The 22,004-nt window shown below is 67.0% G+C and carries 21 protein-coding genes; 14 read left to right on the top strand and 7 right to left on the bottom strand.

Features of this window, described 5'->3' with window-relative positions; all coding sequences use genetic code 11:
- Positions 1-1,284, bottom strand: a complete 1,284-nt coding sequence (locus ACIA8C_RS08485; RefSeq protein WP_397132357.1) for a YhgE/Pip domain-containing protein — start codon at positions 1,282-1,284, stop codon at positions 1-3.
- Positions 1,285-1,405: 121 nt separating this feature from the next.
- On the opposite strand from ACIA8C_RS08485, the gene ACIA8C_RS08480 reads away from it, so the two are divergent.
- The 10 genes from ACIA8C_RS08480 to ACIA8C_RS08435 all read left to right on the top strand — a co-directional run bounded on the left by ACIA8C_RS08480 (position 1,406) and on the right by ACIA8C_RS08435 (position 11,998).
- Positions 1,406-2,032, top strand: coding sequence for a MerR family transcriptional regulator (locus ACIA8C_RS08480; protein ID WP_397132355.1), 627 nt, complete (start codon positions 1,406-1,408; stop codon positions 2,030-2,032).
- A gap of 47 nt (positions 2,033-2,079) precedes the next feature.
- A complete protein-coding gene (locus tag ACIA8C_RS08475; protein ID WP_397132353.1) occupies positions 2,080-2,943 on the top strand; it encodes a class I SAM-dependent methyltransferase in 864 nt (287 codons plus the stop codon).
- Between the two features lie 59 nt (positions 2,944-3,002).
- Complete coding sequence (locus tag ACIA8C_RS08470) at positions 3,003-4,223, top strand: family 1 glycosylhydrolase (RefSeq protein WP_397132819.1); 1,221 nt, start codon at positions 3,003-3,005, stop codon at positions 4,221-4,223.
- Between the two features lie 179 nt (positions 4,224-4,402).
- A complete protein-coding gene (locus tag ACIA8C_RS08465; protein WP_397132351.1) occupies positions 4,403-5,353 on the top strand; it encodes a hypothetical protein in 951 nt (316 codons plus the stop codon).
- A gap of 22 nt (positions 5,354-5,375) precedes the next feature.
- Positions 5,376-5,711 (top strand): hypothetical protein, encoded by a 336-nt coding sequence (locus ACIA8C_RS08460; protein WP_397132349.1) that lies wholly within the window; start codon positions 5,376-5,378, stop codon positions 5,709-5,711.
- 22 nt (positions 5,712-5,733) lie between these two features.
- Positions 5,734-6,930 carry a PucR family transcriptional regulator gene (locus tag ACIA8C_RS08455; RefSeq protein WP_397132347.1) on the top strand — a complete coding sequence of 399 codons (1,197 nt, stop codon included), beginning with the start codon at positions 5,734-5,736 and terminating at the stop codon, positions 6,928-6,930.
- A 162-nt stretch (positions 6,931-7,092) separates the two neighbouring features.
- Positions 7,093-8,541, top strand: coding sequence for a dihydrolipoyl dehydrogenase (gene lpdA, locus ACIA8C_RS08450; protein WP_397132345.1), 1,449 nt, complete (start codon positions 7,093-7,095; stop codon positions 8,539-8,541).
- Between the two features lie 11 nt (positions 8,542-8,552).
- Positions 8,553-9,644: a pyruvate dehydrogenase (acetyl-transferring) E1 component subunit alpha gene (gene pdhA, locus ACIA8C_RS08445; RefSeq protein ID WP_397132343.1), complete on the top strand. Its 1,092-nt coding sequence runs from the start codon at positions 8,553-8,555 to the stop codon at positions 9,642-9,644.
- Between the two features lie 20 nt (positions 9,645-9,664).
- Positions 9,665-10,648 (top strand): alpha-ketoacid dehydrogenase subunit beta, encoded by a 984-nt coding sequence (locus ACIA8C_RS08440; protein WP_397132341.1) that lies wholly within the window; start codon positions 9,665-9,667, stop codon positions 10,646-10,648.
- 21 nt (positions 10,649-10,669) lie between these two features.
- Positions 10,670-11,998, top strand: a complete 1,329-nt coding sequence (locus tag ACIA8C_RS08435; RefSeq protein WP_397132339.1) for a dihydrolipoamide acetyltransferase family protein — start codon at positions 10,670-10,672, stop codon at positions 11,996-11,998.
- A 12-nt stretch (positions 11,999-12,010) separates the two neighbouring features.
- On the opposite strand, the gene ACIA8C_RS08430 is transcribed toward ACIA8C_RS08435, so the two are convergent.
- The 3 genes from ACIA8C_RS08430 to ACIA8C_RS08420 form a co-directional block, all read right to left on the bottom strand.
- Positions 12,011-12,571: a TetR/AcrR family transcriptional regulator gene (locus tag ACIA8C_RS08430; protein WP_397132337.1), complete on the bottom strand. Its 561-nt coding sequence runs from the start codon at positions 12,569-12,571 to the stop codon at positions 12,011-12,013.
- A gap of 248 nt (positions 12,572-12,819) precedes the next feature.
- A complete protein-coding gene (locus ACIA8C_RS08425) occupies positions 12,820-13,005 on the bottom strand; it encodes a hypothetical protein (RefSeq protein WP_397132335.1) in 186 nt (61 codons plus the stop codon).
- A gap of 61 nt (positions 13,006-13,066) precedes the next feature.
- Positions 13,067-14,593: a carboxylesterase/lipase family protein gene (locus tag ACIA8C_RS08420; protein ID WP_397132333.1), complete on the bottom strand. Its 1,527-nt coding sequence runs from the start codon at positions 14,591-14,593 to the stop codon at positions 13,067-13,069.
- A 101-nt stretch (positions 14,594-14,694) separates the two neighbouring features.
- Between ACIA8C_RS08420 and ACIA8C_RS08415 the strand changes: the two genes are divergently transcribed.
- Positions 14,695-15,927: an ROK family protein gene (locus tag ACIA8C_RS08415; protein WP_397132331.1), complete on the top strand. Its 1,233-nt coding sequence runs from the start codon at positions 14,695-14,697 to the stop codon at positions 15,925-15,927.
- A gap of 20 nt (positions 15,928-15,947) precedes the next feature.
- Here ACIA8C_RS08415 and ACIA8C_RS08410 read toward each other — a convergent pair whose 3' ends face one another.
- A complete protein-coding gene (locus ACIA8C_RS08410) occupies positions 15,948-17,222 on the bottom strand; it encodes a metallophosphoesterase family protein (RefSeq protein ID WP_397132329.1) in 1,275 nt (424 codons plus the stop codon).
- A gap of 282 nt (positions 17,223-17,504) precedes the next feature.
- Entirely contained in the window at positions 17,505-18,122 is a 618-nt protein-coding gene (locus tag ACIA8C_RS08405; RefSeq protein ID WP_397132327.1) for a TetR/AcrR family transcriptional regulator, read from the bottom strand.
- Positions 18,123-18,219: 97 nt separating this feature from the next.
- On the opposite strand from ACIA8C_RS08405, the gene ACIA8C_RS08400 reads away from it, so the two are divergent.
- Positions 18,220-19,440 (top strand): cytochrome P450, encoded by a 1,221-nt coding sequence (locus tag ACIA8C_RS08400; RefSeq protein WP_397132324.1) that lies wholly within the window; start codon positions 18,220-18,222, stop codon positions 19,438-19,440.
- Positions 19,441-19,466: 26 nt separating this feature from the next.
- Positions 19,467-19,661, top strand: coding sequence for a ferredoxin (locus ACIA8C_RS08395; protein ID WP_397132322.1), 195 nt, complete (start codon positions 19,467-19,469; stop codon positions 19,659-19,661).
- A gap of 8 nt (positions 19,662-19,669) precedes the next feature.
- On the opposite strand, the gene ACIA8C_RS08390 is transcribed toward ACIA8C_RS08395, so the two are convergent.
- On the bottom strand, positions 19,670-20,389 hold the full coding sequence (locus ACIA8C_RS08390; RefSeq protein ID WP_397132320.1) for a hypothetical protein: 720 nt from the start codon (positions 20,387-20,389) through the stop codon (positions 19,670-19,672).
- Between the two features lie 129 nt (positions 20,390-20,518).
- Here ACIA8C_RS08390 and ACIA8C_RS08385 point away from each other — a divergent pair, with 129 nt between their 5' ends.
- Positions 20,519-21,898: an acyl-CoA dehydrogenase family protein gene (locus ACIA8C_RS08385; protein ID WP_397132318.1), complete on the top strand. Its 1,380-nt coding sequence runs from the start codon at positions 20,519-20,521 to the stop codon at positions 21,896-21,898.
- The last annotated feature ends 106 nt before the right edge of the window (positions 21,899-22,004 follow it).

Here is a 22,004-nt window from a genome sequence, read left to right as displayed (position 1 = left end):
CTACGCCGGGCTCGTCGCCGGATGGCGGTGCAGACCCTTGCGGTCGTAGACGGTGGTCGCTATGTAGCCGAGGGCGATCGCCATGGTGAAGCCGACGCCGAGCATGATCCACGCTCGATAGAGTCCGGCGTCGCCGCGGGCGTCGAAGTAGAGGATGGAGCGGATGCCGTCGACCAGCTGACGCATCGGCTCGAAAGAGCTGATGCGGTGGTAGAAGGTGGGCACGGTTTCCAGGGGGATGGTGCCGCCGGAGGAGGGGACGGCCAAAGCGATGAAGACGAAGGTCGACACGAACATGCCCGGGGTGCCGAAGGTGGCCAGGATGGACAGGCAACTCAGGCCGACGGCGACGATGGCGCAGTAGGAGAAGATCCACAGCATCGGCAGGTGACCGGCGTCCATGCCGAGGACTGTCACGCACGCGAGCATCACCAGGGAAGCCATCGGTATCGCGAGCCCGGCGATCAAACCCCAACCGGTGAACAAGGTGTGGCGGCGGTCGATGGGTGCTTTCGGTCGGTGGCTGTGAAAGGGGCCGAAATCGCTTGGTGCGAAACCTAATCCGGACTCGACCAGGCCGTGTATGACATTGGCGCCGATGAATCCGCACATGATGAGCAGCAGTACGTAGAAAAAGGCGGTCATGCCCATGCCGCTGTTCGCGCCGAGGGTGAATCCGGTATCGGTCCGAACCGAGACTGGGTCGGCGAGGAGTAGTTGCTGGGCGGTGTTCGACGGTATTTGTTGCTGGGTCGCCTGTTTCGTCAGTTGATTGCCCAATTGGGCGGAGGCCGCGTGCGCGGCCTGTTGGGCAATGCCGGCCGACATCGACGAGGCGAGGCTTCCGGCTGCCGGGTTGGTCAGCACGGTCATGGCGGGACGTTGCCCGCCCTGGTCCGCCGGATTGCCGAGGGCCAGTACCGAACTCGTGAAATTCTCGGGAATGACCAACGCCGCGTACAGCTTTCCGGTGGCCATCTGGTCGCGGGCTTGCGCCTCGGTGAGCTGCTGCCAGGACACCTTGCCATCGGTGGAACCGGCGAGCACGCCCGCGGTGATCTGCTGACCCAGGTTCGCGGTCGGCGCGCCTTTATCCATGTCGACCAGCCCGATGGGCATGTCGTGCATGGCCTCGCGTGGGTTGACGATCGCGCCCATGTAAGCGAGCGATATGAGGAAGGAGAACAGGGCGAGTATGACGCCCGCCGGTATCCACATCTTGCGGGAACGCAGGATCTGACCTGCGGTGACGCGCTGTGCGCCCGCCGGTGGCATTGCTGACATCGCTACACTCCTGATGATGTTGGATACCGATACTATCCAATGTAGGATAGTGACAGTATCCAACTGTTGTCCACGCGGGCCCCTGTGATTCGGCACGCAGTCGGTGGAGGTGAGGGCGCGGGTGAAGCTGTCGGAGCTCAGTGCGCGGTCGGATGTCCCGATCGCGAGCATCAAGTTCTATCGGCGGGAGGGCCTGCTGCCACCGGGGCGCGCGGTGGGTGCGACGACCGCCGAGTACGACGAGGACCACCTGCGCAGGCTCAAACTGATCCGGGCGCTGATTCGTTTTGGTGGACTGTCGGTCTCCGCCGTGCGCGATGTCCTTGCGGCACTGGAGGAACCGCGCAACCCCGCCCAAGTGCGCGGTGTGGTGGATTACGCGCTGCCGACGGATCTTCCCCAGACCGACTCCCGCACCGGCGATGACGACGGCAGCGTGTGGGCGGCCGAGGTGATCGAGCGCATGGGATGGGACATCTCGGAGATGTCGCCGCACCGCCAGGCGCTCGACGAGCGGATGCGAGTGCTGCGTCGCCTCGACATGGATTTCCAGGTCGAGGAATTGCTGCCGTATGCCCGGCTCGCTGAATCGGTCGCCGAACTCGACGACGCCCACCTGGATAGTCCCGGTGACAGCGTGACCGTCGCCGAACGGGTGGCGGTGTTCAGCGCGCTCTTCGGCCCCGTGCTACCGCTACTGCGCCGTCTGGCACACGAAAATCGGGCGCGCAGAACGAGTTCCGCGTGACCATGCGATTTGGTGACCGGACTTCGACAGGTCGGTAGGGTGGATGCGTGCACCAGGATGACCGGCACCTGCTCAGTTCGTCGTTCGGCGCCGCGGCGGCCGCATACGCCGAACATCGCCCGGACTACGCACAGACCGCGGTGCGGTGGGCCCTCGAACACGCGCCCGGCCCGCGCGTGCTCGACCTAGGCGCCGGAACGGGCAAACTGACCGCCACGCTGCTCGCACTGGGTGCCGAAGTCATTGCGGTCGAGCCCGATCCGGCGATGCTCGCTGAACTGCGCCGCACCCTGCCTGCTGTTCGTGCGCTACCCGGTAGCGCCGAGGCGATCCCGCTGGCCGACGCGTCCGTCGATGCCGTGCTGGCAGGCAACGCCATGCACTGGTTCGACATGGACGTCGCGGGACCCGAGATGGCCAGAGTCCTCGCACCCGCAGGCGTGCTCGCCGGTCTGTGGAACGTCATGGACGATCAGGTCGACTGGGTTGCCGGGCTCGCGAGCGTCAGCGGCAGCGCGGCCATCGGCCCCCGCGACACACCCGTCAGTTGGCGCGCCGAGACGGCCGACATGCATCGTCCGAAATCCGGTGCGGCCGCCCAATTCCGCACGCCGGAGCAGGGCGAATTCCCGCACGGTCAACGCCGCACCGCCGACTCGCTCGTCGCGACCCTCGCGACGCGGGCGGGAATGCTGGTCATGCCGGCGCAGGAACAACAGGCTGCGCAGCGCCGAATCCGCGCCTATCTCGCTGATCGACCGGAAACCGCAAGCGGCGAGTTCACCCTCCCGATGCGCACCTGCGTGCTGCGCGTCCGCCGACCGAAACCCTCATCGACGGCACCCCCTGATGAGCAGACTCGGGCCGAAACCAGTTTTGGTCGCGTGCCGAGTGGTACACCAATAGTGTGACGAGAGAGGGTGCATCACCCGGAATTTCCAGCACGCCTGCCCCCGCCCCGCCCGCTACCGTGGATCCATTGGGCCCCGACTTTCTCTGGGGTGTGGCTACGTCGGGTTTTCAGTCCGAAGGGCACGCGCCGGATAGCAATTGGCTGCGCTACATCGATCAGTCGAACTTCGAGCCGTACGGCGATTCGGTCGATTTCTACAACCGGCACTCCTCCGATATTCCGCTGGCGGGGGCGTTGGGGCTGAAGGTGTTCCGGATCAGCGTTGAGTGGGCGCGGGTGCAGCCGAGGGCGGGGGAATGGGACGAAGGCGCCTTTTGCTTCTACGATGCGGTGATCGACGCGATCGTGGCGGCGGGAATGCGGCCGATGATCACCCTGGACCACTGGGTTTACCCGGGGTGGAAGGCCGAGCAGGGTGGCTGGAACGACCCTGGCATGGTCGAGGATTGGCTAGCCAATATGCGCACGGTGGTCGATCGGTATGCGGCGCGAAATCCGTTGTGGGTCACCGTCAATGAGCCGGTCGCCTACATCGTGTACGAAGAACGGTTCACCGGAGTCGATGCCACGACCATCGAGGAACGGATCGCGGCCGTACACAACGCGAGCTATGACTACATCCATCAGGTGCAGCCCGATGCGATGGTCACCAGCAATATCGGCTACGTCTCCGGTCACGAGACGGAGGTCAATCAGCCGATGGTCGACCGCATCTCGGCCAAACTCGACTACATCGGCGTCGACTATTACTTCGGCGCAAATGATCCCGGCGAGCCAGACCCCGGTCCGCAACAGCTGTGGGAACTTCCGTTGCAGTCCGAGGGCGTCTATTACGCCCTGCGTCACTACGCCCGCCTGTTCCCCGGCAAGGCGCTCTATGTCGTGGAGAACGGCATGGCCACCGAGAACGGCCAACTGCGACCCGACGGCTACGACCGCGCCGACTATTTGCGCGATCTCGTCTACTGGCTGCAACGCGCCCGCATGGACGGCATGAACGTCATCGGCTACGGCTACTGGAGCCTCACCGACAACTATGAGTGGGGTTCTTACACACCGCGTTTCGGACTCTATACCGTTGATGTCCGCACCGACCCCACCCTCGCTCGCACGCCAACCGCCGCCGTCGACGCCTACCGCGCCATCGTGGGGGCAGGCGGGGTACCCGCCACTTACCGCCCGACCCGGCCTCCGCTGGCGTGCTCCTATGTCGATCCACCCAGTAGCTGCACCGATCCCGTCACCATTCCCGAGGGAGCCGCCGATGATCGACTATGACGTGCCGGTTCGTGCTTGAATCATCAACAGAACGTGATAGCGGATAGGCCGGATATTGCGACGGAAGCACAGGCGGCGCATTATTCGCTCGTCACAATGGCGGAAGCCTGAAAAACGGTGTGCGCCATGCGGAACCCGGCACCATCCCAGGGGTCGGTAGAGCTTCAGCGGAGGCAGCAATGGTCGATTCACTGTTCGCGGATGTATCCGAATACCAGGTGCCGGTGGACGACTCCTACCCGTACCAGATTTTCTCGCTCCGATCGAACGACGGCACCTACCAGGACCACAACTTCTACGAGAATTACGCGTGGGCCGCCGATGCCGCCGACGCGGGGCGGATCTCGTGCTTCATCGTCTACCTCTATTGGCGGCCGAACTGGCTCGACACCGTCGACACCCATCGGGCCATGGTTGGCCAAGCCGGTGGCCCGCACCCGAAGATGATCTCCATGGTCGATGTGGAATCCGGCGGCAATCCCGGCGGGGACCAGTCCGACGGGATCAATCGCGCCTACTGGCGGCTGGTGGACTGGCTCGGTTCGACCGAGCGGGTGATCGGCTACGCGAACCGGTCCGATTTCTACAGCATGTGGCCGGTCCGCCCGGACGGGCTGCGGGTGATCGGGGCAGGCTACGGCAGCAATCCCAACCTGCCCGGCCAGATCGCCCATCAGTACACCGACGGACGCGGTTACGGTGGCGGCCTGCCCGAAGGCGCGCCGCCGTTCGGCAACTGCGACATGAACTCGGCCGACGGGTACTCGCCCGAGGAGTTCGCCGATGCCTGCGGTGTCGGGACCGTCGCGCCGGATCCGGTCGCCGACATCTGGATCGATTTCATGGGCCTCGGCGGCAACGGCTGGCCGCAGCTGGCGGGCCACACCCTCGTCGACGGCGTTGCTTCGGTCGGCCACAAGCTCGGCATTCCGGGGTTCTCGGTCCCGCCGGGCCCGACCCAGGTGCCGTTGCCACGCGACACCGAGGCCCGTGTTCGCGCGCAGTGGATCCAGCTGCGCGGTGCCCGAGGCGCAGGCTTGCCGCAATTCGGTGGCCTGTCCTTCGTGGACGCGATCGCGGCAATCGGCCAGAAACTCGGCATCGACGGCTTCGAACCGCCCTGCCGATAGCCCACCGATCGGAGCGACCCGCATGACCACCATCCCTTGCGCGAACGGCCACTTTTACGTGGTCACCGACTGCGTATCTCGAGACGAGGCGGCCGCCAGCGCCGAGGCCGCAGGCGGCACCCTCGCGCACCTGACCTCCAGCAATCTCGCCGAGCTCAGCTTCCCGGCCGGCGCGCTGGACGACATACCTCTTTGTGAGTCGCCACAATTCGGGCCGATCGCGTGGTTCGCCACCTACAACGGCGGGGTCCCCGAAGGTACCGTCTACCTCATGGCCCTCGCCACCGGGCAGGTCATGAACGTCTCGGCCCATCGCGCGTCCGCCTGGACCGGACTCGTCCTCTCCGAGCCTCGATAGGCGGTTAGGTAGCGTTTCCGCTATGGCGGCACCTGAGCACACCGGTCCCACTGCGGGAATTCGGCGGCTGGCGGCGGCGTGCCGGGCCGAGATCCCGGTGCTGGCCCGGCGGCTGATGTCGGCGATCTTCACCGATATCCCGGAGTGGACGGACTACTCGCCGGTCAGCCGGGAAGACCTGCGCAACGGGTGCCGCAGCTACCTGACCCGGGTGCTGGATCTGCTGGCCGGGGACGTCAGCGTGCCGGATCGCGACGACGTCGCCGCGGCCATCGGCCGTAATCGAGCGGCGCAGGGTGTCCCATTGGAAGTGATGCTGCGGACCTTCCGGCTCGGCGGCCAGATCGTGTGGGAGGCGCTGCTCGATCGGGCAGACGATCTCGCGCCCGGCGAGTTCCGGGAGATCGGCGTGGCCACCTGGTCGGTCATCGACGGCATGTCCTCGGCCCTGGTCACCTCCTACCGCAACACCGAACTGGAGCAGGTGCGCCGCGATGAGCGCCGCAGGCACGGGCTGATCGAGGACCTGCTGGCCGGGCGCGCGCACGACGCGACCTTCGCGGCGCGGGCGGCGCGCGAGCTGAATCTGCCCGCGCACGGCGCCTACCTGGTGGTCGCGGTGCGCGGCCCCCGCCCGGTGATCCGGCTCGGCACCGAAACGGCGTTGGCGGCCTTGGGGATTCGCTCGGTCTGGCACGACCGGGTGGATTCCACCGTCGGGCTGGTCTCGCTGGAAACGCGGGACAGTTCCGCTGTGCTGCACCAGATCCGGTCTCGCATCCTGGGTCAGGCGGCGGCATCGCCGTCGGTGCCGGGACTGGCCCAGATCGACACCGCGCACGCGCTGGCCATGCTCGCGCTGGAGACATTACCAACGGCGACACAGGGTTTGGTGCTGTTAGCGGAGCGCTACCCCGAGGCGCTGCTGCTGCGTTCGCCCGATCTGACCGAGTTGATGGTGACCAGCACGCTCGGGCCGGTGCTTGCGTTGCCCGGCAAGGAGCGCGACGTCCTGCTGCGCACGCTTGGCACCTGGCTTGCCGAAAACTGTTCGGCCGCCAATGCCGCGCCGCGGCTGCACTGTCACCGCAACACGGTGATCAATCGACTGCAGCGGATCTCGACATTGCTCGGCCGCCCGTTGGAGGGTCAACGCTCCCACCTGGAGCTTTCCTTGGCGCTGGCCGCGCTGGAGCTCGGCGTGCCCGCCTCGGACTGAGCGATCCGGGCCGCCTCCCATTGGGCGTTGCGCCCATTTTCGCGCCTCGATTTCTGGGCTTCCGGCAGATTGTTTGTGCAATTCCGGCCAGCAAGACTCATCAGAACGACCCACGCCACAACCGGGGACGGGTCGCAATCGTCGAGATGAGGAGCACCACGAGTGCCGGAATTCGATCTACTGGTGATCGGCGGCGGACCGGGCGGCTATGTGGCCGCCATTCGGGCCGCGCAACGCGGTCTGCTGGTCGGCTTGGTGGAGAAGGAACGTCCGGGTGGGGTCTGCCTGAACTGGGGTTGCATCCCGACCAAGGCGATGCTGCGCTCTGCGGAGGTCTTCCACACCCTCACCGCCGCAGCCGAATTCGGTGTTTACGCCGACAATGTGCGCTACGACTTCGCCGCGGTGCGGCAGCGTAAGGACGGCATCGTCAAGGAGCTCACCGACGGTGTGGCAGGCCTGTTGAAGGCCAATGGGGTCACGGTGATCGAGGGGCATGCCCGGTTCACCGGGCCGACCACGGTCGAGGTGCACGAGACCGGCGCGTCGCCGATCTTCGAGGGCGGCCCACGCTATGCCGCCGCGCCGGGGGCCGCAGTGCGCCAGGTGAGCGCCCGGGACGTGATCGTCGCGACCGGCTCGGTGCCCGCGGTGCTGCCGATTCCGGGCGCGGAACTGCCCGGTGTGGTCACCTCCGACGGCGCGTTCGGGCTGACCGAGGTGCCCAAGCGGCTCGTCGTCATCGGCGGCAGCGCGGTCGGAGCCGAATGGGCCAGTCTGTTCGCCACCTTCGGTAGCCAGGTCACCGTCGTGGAAATGCAGGATCGCCTGGTTCCATTGGAGGACAAGGAGATCGGCGCGGCATTGGGGCGGTCGTTCCGAAAGCGCGGCATCGAGGTGCTGACCGGTGCCACCGTCACCGCCATCGCGCAGGGTGACGCGTTGCGCGTGTCGGTGGGTGGTCCGAAGGAGCGCGAGCTCGACGCCGATGTGGTGCTTGTCGGCGTCGGCCGACGGCCGAACACCGCCGACCTCGGCCTGGACGTCGCTGGAATCGGCACGGACGCACGCGGTTTCATCGAGGTCGACGACCAGCTGCGGACCGGCGTCGAGCACGTGTACGCCATCGGCGACGTGACCGGGCGGGCGCTGCTGGCCCATGTCGCCTCGCATCAGGGCATCACCGCGGCCGAGGTGATCGCCGGGCACGACGCGCATATCGACTACGCCGTCATCCCCGCCGCGACCTTCACCCACCCGGAGATCGCGAGCGTCGGCCTGACCGAAGAGGCCGCCCGCGCGGCGGGCCACGAGGTGGTCACCGCCAAGTTCCCGTTCGCCGCGCTGGGCCGGGCCAAGACCTTCGGCGAGACCGAGGGCATCATGAAGATCGTTGCCGGGCAACAGCACCGGGAGGTGCTCGGCGTGCACATCATCGGCCCGTCGGCCAGCGATCTGATTACCGAAGGCGCGCTGGCGATCTCGCTGGAGGCGACGCTCGACGAGCTGGCCGACACCATTCACGCCCACCCCACCCTCGGCGAGATCGGCATGGAGACGGCGCTGGCCGGGCTCGGGCTGCCGGTTCACATCGCGCCGCGCAAGCGTTGAGGAGTCCGCACATGACCACGACCACCGCACCGCGCAAGAGCGCCCGCAAGCCCGCGAAACCTGTCGAATCGCCAGCCGAATCCGCCTACGCGACTGCGGATCCCGATGCACTGCGCGGCTTCTACCGCGACATGCTGTTCGTGCGGCGCTTCGAGGAGCGCACCGCGCAGAGCTACCAGCAGGCCAAGATCGGCGGCTACTGCCACCTGAACCTCGGTGAGGAAGCCACCGTGGTCGGCCTCGGCGCGGCGATGCGCCCCACCGACTATCTGTTCACCAACTACCGCGAACACGGTTACGCGCTGGCCAAGGGCATCGCGCCGGGCCGGGTGATGGCCGAGCTCTACGGCCGCTCCACCGGCACCTCGAAGGGCTGGGGCGGGTCTATGCACATGTACGACACCGCGACTCGCCTGCTCGGCGGCTACGCCATTGTGGGCGGCCAGGTTCCGCTCGCGGTCGGCGCGGCGCTGGCCATCGACTACCGCGGCGGGGACGAGGTGGTGGTGTGCCAGATGGGGGAGGGCACCACGAACATCGGCGCGTTCCACGAGTCGCTCAATATCGCGGCGCTGTGGCGGCTGCCGGTGGTATTCCTGGTGATCAACAACCAGACCGGCATGGGTACCACCGTCGAAAAGTCCTCGGCCGAACCGGATCTGTGGAAGCGCGCCGCCGCCTACCGGATGCGCGGTGAGCGGGTGGACGGCACCGACGTGCTCGCGGTGCGCGATATGGCCAGCGAGCTCATCGAAGGCGCTCGGCGCGAAGGGAAACCGGCGCTGCTGGAGGCGGTGAGCTATCGGCTCAAGGGACATTCGGTGGTGGACCCGGCCAAGTACCGCAGCAACGACGCGGTATCCACGGCGCGGGAGCACGATCCGATCGCGCTGTGGCAGAACAGGTTGCTGGCCGCCGGTGTGCTGACCGAAGCGTCGGTGGCCGAGGTCGAGCGCGAGGTGTCCGAGAGTGTTGCCGCCGCGGTCGAATTCGCCGACTCGAGCCCGCACCCGGACCCGTCGAGCCTGTTCGACTACAACTACGCCACCCCGGTGCCCGGCGATTCCCGCCGCCTGCCCGCCGACCCGCTCTTCACCTCCTGAGGATTCCAACTGTGTCTGTCATGACCTACCGCGAAGCGCTGCGCGAAACTCTGCGCGAGGAGATGCGGCGCGACGACGACGTCTTCCTGATCGGGGAGGAGATCGGCGTCTTCGAAGGCTCCTACAAGATCACCGCGGGCCTGCTCGCCGAGTTCGGCGAGAAGCGGGTGCGCGACACCCCAATCGCCGAGGAAGGTTTCGTCGGCGCGGCCATCGGTGCCGCCATGCTCGGCCTCCGGCCGGTCGTGGAGATCATGACGATCAACTTCTCGCTGCTCGCGCTGGATCAGATCGTCAATCACGCGGCCAAGATCTACGGCATGTTCGGCGGGCAGACCAGCGTGCCCATGGTCATCCGGATGCCCGGTGGCGGCGGCCAGCAGCTCGGTGCGACGCATTCGCAGAACATCGAGCTGTACTACGCGTTCGTGCCCGGTTTGAAGGTGGTGGCGCCGAGCACGCCCGCCGACGCGCGTGCGCTGTTGAAGGCCGCGATCGAGGACGACGATCCGGTGATATTCCTGGAGAATCTGTCGCTCTACAACACCAAGGGCGAAGTGCCCGAGGATCTTCCGCCCGCCGACATCGGCAAGGCGGCGGTCACCCGGGAAGGTACCGACATCACGTTGATCAGTTACTCCCGGATGGCCACGGTTGCCACTCAAGTAGCCGAACGCCTTGCTGGCGAGGGAATTTCGGCCGAGGTGATCGACCTGCGCAGCCTGCGCCCGCTGGATCGCGACACGCTGGTGGCCTCGGTGCGCAAGACCGGGTGCGCTGTCATCGGCGAGGACGACTGGCTGACCTATGGCATCGGCGCGGAGGTCGCGGCGTCCATCTCCGACGGGGCGTTCGACTACCTCGACGCGCCGGTTCGCCGCGTCGCCATGGCGGAGGTTCCGCTGCCCTACGCCAAACCGCTGGAGCGGCTCGCACTGCCGTCCGCCGAATCGCTCTACACCGCCGCGGTGGAAACGCTTGCGGCCGTTGGCCGTCGGCGCTGAGAACCGGGAACAGAGGACATAATGCCTGAAATCACGATGCCCCGGCTCTCCGACACCATGGAGGACGGGGTGGTCTCCGCCTGGTTGAAGCAGGTCGGTGACCAGATCACCCGCGGTGAGGTCGTCGCCGAGATCGAGACCGACAAGGCGCTGATGGAACTCGAGGCGTACGAGGACGGCGTGCTCGAACAGATCCTCGCTCAGCCGGGGACGCGCGTTCCGATCGGGGAACCGATCGCGATTGTCGGGGACGGTAGTGGATCAAGCGCGGCAGGGACAGCGTCCGCGAGTGCTGTGGTGCAAGCGAACCCGTCCAGCTCTGATTCGACCGCTACCGAGGTGGCGCGACCCGTGTCCGCAAACTCCGTCTCAGTGGCGGGAGCAGCAGAGCCGCAAGCGGATACGCAGCAGGGCGAGCGGAAGAAGTCATCGCCGCTGGCGCGCAAGATCGCGCGTGAGTTGGGCGTCGATTTCGCGAATGTCGTCGGCACCGGGCCTGGCGGCCGGATCACGCGACAGGACGTGGAGCAGGCCCACCGCAACGGTGCCCCTGCGCCTGCCGCACCACTGGACGCTGCACCCGCGACCTCGGCGCCCGTGACTTCCGGCTCTGCTCCGGCCGCAAGTGTCGCTGCCGCGCAGAGCATTCCGGCGTCGGACGACTACGAGGAGATCCCGCTCACCAACATCCAGCGAGTGTCCGCGACCCGCCTCACCGAGAGCAAGCAGCAGGCCCCGCACATCTACCTGACCAGTGCGATCGACGTCACCGACCTGCTCGCCTTCCGCGCGCAGATCAACGAGACCTTGGCGGCGGCGGGCGCGGGCAAGGTCAGCGTGAACGATCTGCTCGTCAAGGCGGTCGCGACCACCCTGCGCAAGGAACCCTCGGTCAATGTCAGTTTCGCGGGTGACAAGCTGCTGCGCCACAAGGGAATCCACCTCGGCATGGCGGTCGCGACTCCGGCGGGCCTGCTCGTCCCGGTGATTCGCGACGCCGACCGCAAGAGCGTCTCCGAGATTGCGGCGGACAGCCGCGACAAGGCGACCCGCGCCCGCGACCGCAAACTTCGCGGCGATGAGATGTCCGGCGGCACCTTCACCATCTCCAACCTCGGCATGTTCGGCATCGAACACTTCACCGCCGTCATCAACCCACCCGAGTCCGCCATCCTCGCGGTCGGCGCCGCCACCGACGAACTGCGCCTCGACAACGGCGAGGTGATCACCCGGAAGATCCTGCGCGTCACCCTGTCCGCCGACCATCGCGCGATTGACGGCGCAGTCGCCGCCCAGTTCCTCGCCCACCTGAAGGACCTGCTCGAACACCCCCTGCGCATCGTCGCCTGACGAGCCGCCCGTTTACGCGTCCAGGCGGATGCCGCGGAGATAGATGGTGACCAGGCGGCGGCAGGTGGTGTCCCAGTCGGGGTCGGTTGGGCGCGGCTGGGTGACCAGGGCACCGAAGGCGATGATGTCGTCATGCGTGGTGTCTGGACGCAGTGTCTTATCGGCGATGCCTTGGTCGATGATCCGTTGCACGCGTTGGTGGATCTGGTCGCGAAGGTCGGCGGTCTCGGGGTCGGTGACCGGTGGTCCGCCGTGTAGCGGCAGGACAAGTTCGTTGCGTTGACGGATGGCGGCGTCGATGAAGAGCGCGATGCGTTCGGCCGGGGTCGCCCCTTCGCGTTCTGCCGCTTCGACATTGGCGAGCACCTGCTCGAAGGAGCGGTGGGTGAGGTGACTCAGTAGCTCCTCGCGGGTGGCGAAGTGCCGGTAGAGGGTACCGATGCCGACACCGGCATCGGCGGCGATGGTCGCCATCGGGACGCGCAGACCCTCGCGATGGAACGCGTGTGTCGCGGCGCGGAGCAGTTCTTGCTGGTTGTGCAGCGCATCACGGCGCAGGTCGCGAGCGGTCATAGTGCTATTGAACTCGCTCGTGCGAACGGCTACGCCATGTTGAGCAGAACGCGAACAGGAGGGCGGGTCGAATTCCATCGCGGCGCAGTGGCCGGCCTGGACGCCTGGCTGGCGGATCTGCGGGCCGCTGCCGAAGGGTGACGATCGACCACGCTCAGGGCGGGTCGCGCTGGCAACAGCGCGACCCGCTGACGCGCGGCCGTCCGTGCCCGCGATTGTGTTGCGCCGGTGTGCAATTACCGTGATGCTCAGCGGCGGGTGCGGCGCCACTTGAACGAACGGCTGCCGGTGCCGACACCGGCCAGGTGCAGGGCCACGAGTAGCAGCCCGAGGGTGGTAAGAGTGCCCGCAGTGACGGTGTCGCCGAGGGTGGACTTGGTCAGATCGAACAGCAAAGCGAGCCCGAATGAGACTGCGGCAGCTATCGCCAACATGGTGAAACCTCCTGATAGTGCCCAGGAGGTACCCACAGATCGTGAAAGCAACCGCGTCAGTTCAGGTCCAGATCGGGCGTTGCGCGGCGAAGGGGTCGGATTCGATACGGCTCTCGTTCGACCAGATCATGGTCTGTCGCGTGTCCGGGGTGTAGCGGGGCCAATTCGCGCCGGGGACAGTGTCTTTGACGAAACTCACCCAGGCCGCGTGCATGGCGTCGGCCAGCGCTTGCGGCGGCGCGGTGCCCTCGGCCTCGGTGACGCCGGGAGCACGCAGCAGATCGAAGGCGAATGGCAGGTCGAGACAGTGCGCCGCCATCCCGTTGAAGCCGGCAGCCGTCGAGGTCCAGACGAATTCATAGAGCCAGGTGGGCTGACCCAGCCGCGCGCGAGCCTCGGCGACCCGGTAGGAGGGCCCGCGAATGATGGTGTCGCTGATGGCCTGTCCGGCGAGTTCGGTCGCGTCCGCGCCGGGATAGGCGGCGCGGTAGGCAGCCATGTCGGCGCCCTGCCCGGCTTGCGCGATCGGGCTGGCGGCGGCCGCGCCTGGGTTCTGCGCCAGCATGGTTGCCGCCATGTTGAACTCGTGCCTGGTGAAACCGAGCAGCAGCGGAATATCGCCGCCCGCACCATTTTTCAACAGCGCGGGCGTCGCCTCGGGAATCAGCGTGCCGTCGGCGAACGGCGCCAACCCGAGCATCGGCACGGTCTCGCTGCCCGGCCCGGGTGCTTGCAGCGCGTCCTGCATTTCGAGCACGGTGTGCTCGGGTAGGGCGCGCAACGCGGCGGCGGTCGCGGGTACGCCGGTGCGCCGGGTGAACAGGTCGGCCACGGCGAGCCCCGCGGCCCGATCGTTCGGCTGAGTCACCGCACCGGACGCACAGATTCCGGCGCGGAACAGCCCGCGCGCGGACGGAGCGGCCATCAGCGCCCAGACCGCGCCGCCACCCGCGGATTGGCCCGCGACGGTGACTTTGCCGGGATCTCCGCCGAATGCCGCGATATTGTCGCGGACCCACTGCAGGGCAGCGATCCAGTCCAGCACGGCCCGGTTGTCCGGAGCGCCTTCCATACGCAGAAAGCCATCGATCCCGAGCCGGTAGCCGACCGAAACCAGCACCACCCCATCGCGATTGAATGAGGCACCGTCATACCACGGGCTGGCCGGACTGCCCGCGATGAAGCCGCCACCGTGGATCCATACCAGCACCGGCAGGCCGCGCGCGGACGGGTCGGGGGTGAAGACGTTCACGCTGAGGATGGCGTCGCCCGGGATGCTCGGCTCCGGGATGGTCGTCACCTCGCCCATCGGCTTGCGCTGTGCGGTGGGTCCATACGCGGTGCAGTCCAAGGTTTCGGTCCACGGCGCGGGCGGTGCGGGCGCGGCGAATCGCAGCTCACCGACCGGCGGCCGGGCGAACGGCACCCCGAGGAAGGCGATGCCGGTATCGCGGCGCTTGCCGCGGACCGGGCCGTAGGTCGTTTGGACGGTGTCGGCGGCGGATCGCTCCGTCGAGCAGGCGGCCGCCAAGGTGATGGCGCCTGCTCCGAACAGGACCGTCCGGCGGTTGATGTGCGCGGCTGGCATCGCGACCTCGATTCGATTCGTGCGATCACCGGTATGTTCGCGATTCGGCGCTGAATAAGTCAAGGGTTGAAAAAATTCTTGACCTGCATAGTCTCGGTGGTGTGGAGAGAAAGCAGGCACACGATTCGGTGGCCGTCCGGCGCCGCAACCTCGGGCTGGTGTTGCGTCACGTGGCCGAACGCGGACCCTGTGCGCGCACCGAGATCGCCGCGGCCACCGGGCTGTCGCACGCTTCGGTCACCACGATGGTCGCCGATCTCACGGCGCGCGGATTGGTGTCCGAGGACGGCATCCTGAATCGCGGTGGACGGGGTCGACCGCGACAACTGTTGCGAATGATCCCGCAGCGCGCGTCGACCATCGGGGTGCAGATCAGTTCCGACCAATTGCGGGTTGCTGTCGCGGATCTCGCGGGCACGATCGTATGGCGCGACGCGACAGCGCATTACGGTGCTGCCGGGATCCCCGCGGCGATGGCCGACGCGATCGCCGCCGCGGTACGGCGAGCCATTACCGCAGCACCGCCAGACGCGGAATTGGTGCGTGTCGCGGTAGCGATGGCCGGACCTGTTAGCGACGACGATGCGCAAACCGTGCTCGCCGCACCGGATTTCGGCTGGCTGCGACCCGTCCGGCTGCGCGCGCTGATCGCCGCAAGGCTGCCGGAGGTGGCCTGTCCGATCGACGTGATCAACGACGCGAACGCCGCTACCCTCGCGGAATACCACGCGCATCCGCGACGTCCGCGCGGCGTGGTCTACATCGCGGCGGGGACCGGCATCGGCGGCGGGGTGGTGCTGGACGGGCGAATCCACACCGGGAGCCGTGGCATCGCCGGCGAGCCCGGCCATATGCCTGTCGCCATCGACGGACCGGCCTGCGTCTGCGGGGCACGTGGTTGCCTGGTGTGTTACGCGGGCCCGGAGGCGGTGCTGACCGCCGCTGGTCTCGGTGATGCACTGCGGTGCAACGGAATCGGATCGGCCGTCGATGAACTCATCGAGGCTCTCGAACGGCGCGACGAGCACGCGCTCGCGGCAATGGACAGCGCGGGGCGAGCGCTGGGCACGGCGATACTGTCGATCACCGCACTGCTCGACCTCGACGAGGTGATCCTGGGAGGGGCGCTGGCGCAATGGTTTCCATGGCTGGACCCGGTGATCCGACACCAGTTGTCCGGCAGGCGCGCGCTCGTGCCCACTGCGGAACCGGACGTAACCCGCGCACTCCTCGGCGCCGACGCGGCCCTGCTCGGCGTCATCGAATTCGCCCGCCGCGCGGCACTCTCCGACCCCGCCACCGTTCCCCGCCGACACGCTCCCGCGAAGTCCTGATGAGCAACCTCCCGTGCGGACTATGCGGGGGTCAGGCCGGCGAAGTCGCGGAGGGTGGTGTGGTTGCGGTCGGTGCAGGTGCCGAGGGAGTGGTCGGGGTGCAGGCCGAGGTATTGGCGGCGGGTGCGGGTGCTCCAGGTGCGGGCGGCGTCGGAGCGGGTTTTGTAGAAGTTGGCGGTGTAGCCGCCTTCGTAGAGGCGTAGGAGTAGGTAGCCGCCTGGGTATTCTTTGACGGCGGCTACCTCGAGGAATTCGACGTTGATGCCGATGTTGGGGCGGCTCACGCGGTTTCGGTGGGTGTGGCCACTGTGATGCAGGAAGACCCCGGGGGCGTTTCGGTACAGGGTGTGCAGTGCGGCGGCGTTGGATGGGTCGAGGACGAAGCCTGGGCCGCCCGGATTGCTCACTGCCGCATGGGATGTCACGGGGTGGTGGCCGAATATCAGGGTGGGGCGGTCGGGGTCCGCGGCGAGGATCTCGCGCAGCCGATCTCGTTGTGGCGCGACGATGGTGCCGCCGGAGCCGGTGAGCCGGGTGGTGTCCAGGCCGATCAGACGTAGTCCGCCGAGGTCGTGTTCGACGAGTCGCTGACGGCTGTGGAAGACGGCACCCCAATGGTCTTGGGTCTGCCCGTGTCGTCGCTGTGGTTTGTCATGATTGCCACGACAGACGAAATAATCGCGGCCGAGTTCGCCCCAGGAGTCCAATCGTGTTCGTACCGCACGTGATTGGTCGAGGGTGCCGGAGTCGGTGAGATCGCCCGCGAGGATGAGGTGATCGGCGGCGCGATCGGGACTGCGCACATCGTCCAGGAGGGCGTCGAGCATGAATTCCGGATAGTGCTCGGTGTCGTGGCGCACGCCGGTGGGTATGCCGCTGACGACGAGTCCGCTGGTGTGTTCGCCGTAGTGCACGTCGTTGGCGAGCGCGATGGTGCGCAGCAGGCGGCCCGGTGGCGGGGTCGCGGTGGTGAATACGCCGGTGGATTCAGGGGTTCCGGATCGCCGGGTCACCAGGGTGCGGGCGGGTGCGGCGCGGTGGCCGTTCGAGTAGGCCTCGAACCGGTAGGCGCGGCCGGGCTCGAGCCCATCGATCTCCGCGTAGTGATAGGCGGTGACTCGGGAGTCGAGATAGCGGGTGCGCGCCGCGCCGGAGCCGTCGGCGTGCGCGATCCGGACCTCGGTATCCGCGGGCACCGGGCGCAAGCGTCCGGCGCGATCGCGCGCCCGGGTCGTCCAGGTCAGTATCGCGGACCGATCGGTCACGGTGACCAACTCGAGGTCCGAGGCGGTCATCGAATCATGCTGCGCCCGAGTCGAATCGACGCGGAATAGGCTCGGTGCCGGATAGAACGGCCGCCGCACGGTCACTGCCGCCGCGCCTGCCGCTACGTTCGCCAACCATGCGGTTCTGAGTCGTGGATCGAGCATGGGATCTCCGTCCGCCGCTACCCCTGCGACAGTACGGTCAGCAGTTGAACGCGCCGTGTGCTCGCGCCGTCGATGAAATGTCGTTATCGCGACTAAGGGCGTGTCTCCCAAATCCAGGCGGCGCCTCCGGGATTTGGGAGACACACCCTAGGTCTGGCGCAGCACCAGCGGCAGATACACCTCGTCGACGATCTCGCGGATGACCTCGTCGTCGACCGGCGTGCCGAACAGCAGGAAGTGATTGCGCAGCAGATCGGTGGCCACGGTGGCCCGCCGCGAGTCCACGACGGCCCGGTCCACCTCGCCGCGTTCGACGGCGCGCTCGAGCACGGAGCGGATCGACGTCGGTCCGGCCTTGTGTACCCGTTCCCGGATGAGCCTGCCGAGTTCGGGATCGCGGGTCATCTCGGCGAGCAGGCCGCGCATGATGCCGCCGAACGGACTGTCCATCGTGTCGGACATCTGGCGCAGCAGGGCGATCACGTCCGTGCGCAGCGAACCGGTATCGGGGACATCGATATTCGACATTCCGCCCACCTTGCACGCGTCCATGACCAGTTCCGCGCGCCCGGCCCAGCGGCGATAGAGCACGGTCTTGCTGGTGCGCGCCCGGTTGGCCACGCGCTCCATGGTGAGTCCCGAGTAGCCAACGGCGGCAAGTTCTTCCAGCGTCGCCGAGAGGATGGCGCGCTCCAGTTCCTCGCCGCGCCGACGCGTGCCTTTGCGGTAGTCGTCCGCCGTGTCGACGGATTGCTGGACCTTCACTGGAAATCGGGCTCCTGAAAAACGTTGCGTCACTTGCGAAGACACTTTAACCTGAAAATAGAGTACCAAGAGTATCTTACGATCTCGAGGGGAACCGATGACTGACACTGTTACGCCACCCCGTACCGACAACGCTCCCACCTTTCCGAGCGACCGCACCTGCCCCTATCACCTACCCGAGCAGTACTCCCGGCTCAGAGACGAAGGCGCCTCGCTGCGGCGGGTCACTCTCTTCGACGGCCACCCGGCCTGGGTGGTCACCAAGCACGAGACCGCCCGCGCCCTGCTCGCCGACCCCCGGCTTTCGTCGGACCGGACGCACGCCGACTTCCCGGCCACCTCGCCACGCTTCCGTTCCTTCCAGAAAACCCCGCCCGCCTTCATCAGCCTCGATCCGCCAGAACACGGCGCCAAGCGCCGGATGCTGATCAGCGAGTTCACCTTGAAGCGCGTCAAGGGCATGCGCGCCGACATCGAGCAGATCGTGCACGGTTTCATCGACGACCTGCTCGCCGCGGGCCCGCCTGCCGACCTGGTCAGCCAGTTCGCGCTGCCGGTGCCGTCGATGGTGATCTGCCGCCTGCTCGGCGTGCCGTACGAGGACCACGAGATATTCCAGGACGCGAGCAAGCGGCTGGTGCAATCGACGACCGCCGAGGCCGCGATCGGCGCGCGCGACGAACTGGCCGCCTACCTGGACGGACTGATCACCAGGTCGCAGGCCGCGCCGGGCCACGGCCTGCTGAACGCCCTGGTCGCCGATCAATTGGCACACGGCGAGATCGACCGCGAGGAACTGGTGTCGACCGCGATCCTGCTGCTCGTCGCGGGCCACGAGACCACGGCGTCGATGACCTCACTGTCGGTGATCACCCTGCTGCAGCATCCGGATCAGCACGCCGCCCTACGCGCCGACCCCACCTTGATCCCGGGCGCGGTAGAGGAACTGCTGCGTTACCTCGCCATCGCCGACCTCGCGGGCGGCCGGTTCGCGAAGGCCGACATCGAGATCGACGGACAGCTGATCAAGGCGGGCGAGGGCGTGATCGTCAGCAACGCCATCGCCAACCGCGACGGGGCGGTGTTCGACGACCCGGACACCTTCGACGTGCACCGCTCGGCCCGTCATCACATCGCGTTCGGCTACGGCGTACACCAGTGCCTCGGCCAGAACCTGGCCCGCCTAGAACTCGAGATCATCCTCGGTTCATTGTTCGAGCGCATCCCGAACCTGCGGCTGGCCGTTCCGATGGAACAACTGAAACTGCGGCCCGGCAGCACCATTCAGGGCGTCAACGAACTCCCGGTGACCTGGTGACCGCCCCGAGTACGAAAGGAACCCACATGCGAGTAACCGCCGACCGATCCGTCTGCATCGGCGCCGGCCTCTGCGCGCTGACCGCACCCGCCGTCTTCGACCAAGACGACGACAGCGGCCTGGTCAAGGTCCTCGACGCCGAGCCGGACGCGACCAGCGCGGCCGCGGTCCGCGAGGCGGCCGACATCTGCCCGTCCGGAGCCGTAGCGTTCACCGAGTAGGCCGATCGTCAGCGTTGGATTGCGACGTACAAAGCTTCGGTGACTCGGTGCTGGGTCAATGGCCCACGGTCGCTGCCGAATTGAACGGTCCAGCCGTCGGGTTGTTGGGTGATGGCGGGGCCATCTGGTGGTCCCCAGATCGCTTGGAATCCGGTGCCTCGGCAGGAGTAGTAGCCGATGTAGTCGGGGTTGGCCTCTTGTCTCGACCATGAACCGCCGTTGCGGAGGCGGCAGGTGGTGCCGTCATCGAGGACGAGGCCGATCGGCGTGGGGGCTTGCGGAGCATGGACGCCAGTGGTGCGAACGGTGCTGGTGGCGTACCGGGTCAGGCGGGTGCTGAACGGATCGATCAAGCACAGTGCCGCGGGTTTGTTCGCCACGGCCACACAGCTGTCCGCTGCCGCGGCGCTCGGTGAGCAGGCGAGGATGTTGTCAGTGGTCGCGCTGGGGGAGGCTTCGTCGTAGGAGCAATCGATCGGTCCGGATCCGACCTTGTCGTCGACCTCCCATCCCGCGGTCGGCGCGCCCTGTGCGTCGAAGGGGGTGCGGGTGGTGATCTTGGGTGTGCCGGAGGGCGTGTTGACTTGCTTCTGTAATGGGTCCACTGCGCTGGTAGTTGTAGCGATAGGCGATGAGTCGTCGCTGTGCGGCGAGAGCACGATCACGCCGGCTGCCAGCACGACGACAACCGCGCCGATGCCAAGCACCCACCGGACTGTCCGAGTCATCCGGGTCTCCTCGATAGCCGACGTCGGAAACAGGCTTCCAGTGTGAACCCCTGAGCGGGAGTTTCGGGCCGGATAGCCGGACAGCGCTGGAACCTGTGTCGATCGGTCGCGGCTGGGTATCGCCTAGGCGTGACTTTTGACCTGACACCGACCGCCGCGCAGCACGACCTGGCTAAACGGGCGCACGAGTTCGCCGAAGACTGCATCCGGCCGGTGGCGGCCCAGTACGACCGGGCGCAGGAATTTCCCTGGCCGGTGCTGGAGGAGGCCGCCGAGCGTGGGTTCTACAGTCCGCTGTTCTATCGCGATCTGATCGGTGATCCGACGGGGTTGTCGTTGCCGATGTTCATGGAGGAGTTGTTCTGGGGGTGCGCCGGAATCGGATTGGCGATCGTGATGCCCGCGCTGGCACTGTCGGCGATCGGGCAGGCCGCGACGCCGGAGCAGATGTTGCGGTGGGCGCCTGAGTGTTTCGGCACGCCGGGGGATTTGAAGCTTGCGGCGCTTGCTATTTCGGAACCCGAGGGTGGCAGCGATGTACGCAACCTGCGTACCAGGGCGGTCCGGGACGGGGACGACTGGATCATCGATGGTCACAAGATGTGGATCGGCAATGGTGGCATCGCGAATGTGCACGTGGTGAACGCGGTGGTGGACGAGGAGTTGGGGCATCGCGGGCAGGCGTTGTTCGTCGTGCCGGGCGGCACGCCGGGGTTGGAGTTGGTGCGCAAGCTCGACAAGATGGGCTGTCGCGCATCGCATACCGCGGAGTTGAAGTTCGACCGTGTTCGCGTGCCTGCGGAGAATTTGCTCGGGGGCGTGGCGAAGCTCGAGCACTCGCTCGCCAAGCGGCGGGAGGCGGCGCGTAGCGGTGGCCGGTCAGGGTCGGTGACGTTGGGGACGTTCGAGCAGACTCGGCCGATGGTCGCCGCACAGGCGCTCGGGATCGCCAGGGCCGCTATGGAATACATGACCACTTACGCGAACCATCGCGAGGCGTTCGGCGCGCCGATCATCGACAATCAAGGCATCGCGTTCCCGATCGCCGATCTGGCCACCCAGATCGATGGGGCGCGGCTGCTGACCTGGCGGGCGTCCTGGATGGCCGCCAACGGCGTCCCGTTCGAGCGCGGTGAGGGGTCGATGGCGAAGCTGGCGGCCAGCGAGGTGGCGGTGAAAGCCACCGAACGCGCCATTCAGACGATGGGCGGCTGGGGCTACATCAGCGACCATCCGGTGGAGAAGTGGTATCGAGACGCGAAGCTGTACACCATTTTCGAAGGAACCAGTGAGATCCAGCGGATCGTCATCTCGCACGCGCTGGGTGCGGCCGAGGGCAGGCCGCCGCTGCATGTCGATCTCGAGCCGTCGGGCGGTCCGTTGAACAAGATGTTCGGCCGCGGCACCGAGGTGCGCGGCAAAGCCGCGGCGGCGGCGCTGGATATGCGCGATCGCGTGCCGGGACCGATCATGAAGGCCGCGTTGAAGTTTCTGCGCCCGCCGCGCTGACCGCAGATCGACGCGGGGTGCGGATCGCGTCACCCGATGCGGACTGGCAACGCATGCATCAGTGCAGGAAGTGCCAAAATCTGAACGAGATTCGCTGACCTTGTCC

The organism is Nocardia sp. NPDC051321 (assembly GCF_044455225.1).
Classification (GTDB): Bacteria; Actinomycetota; Actinomycetes; order Mycobacteriales; family Mycobacteriaceae; genus Nocardia.
The sequence above is the reverse complement of the archived record's forward strand: the minus strand, read 5'-3'. Positions and strand labels throughout refer to the sequence as shown.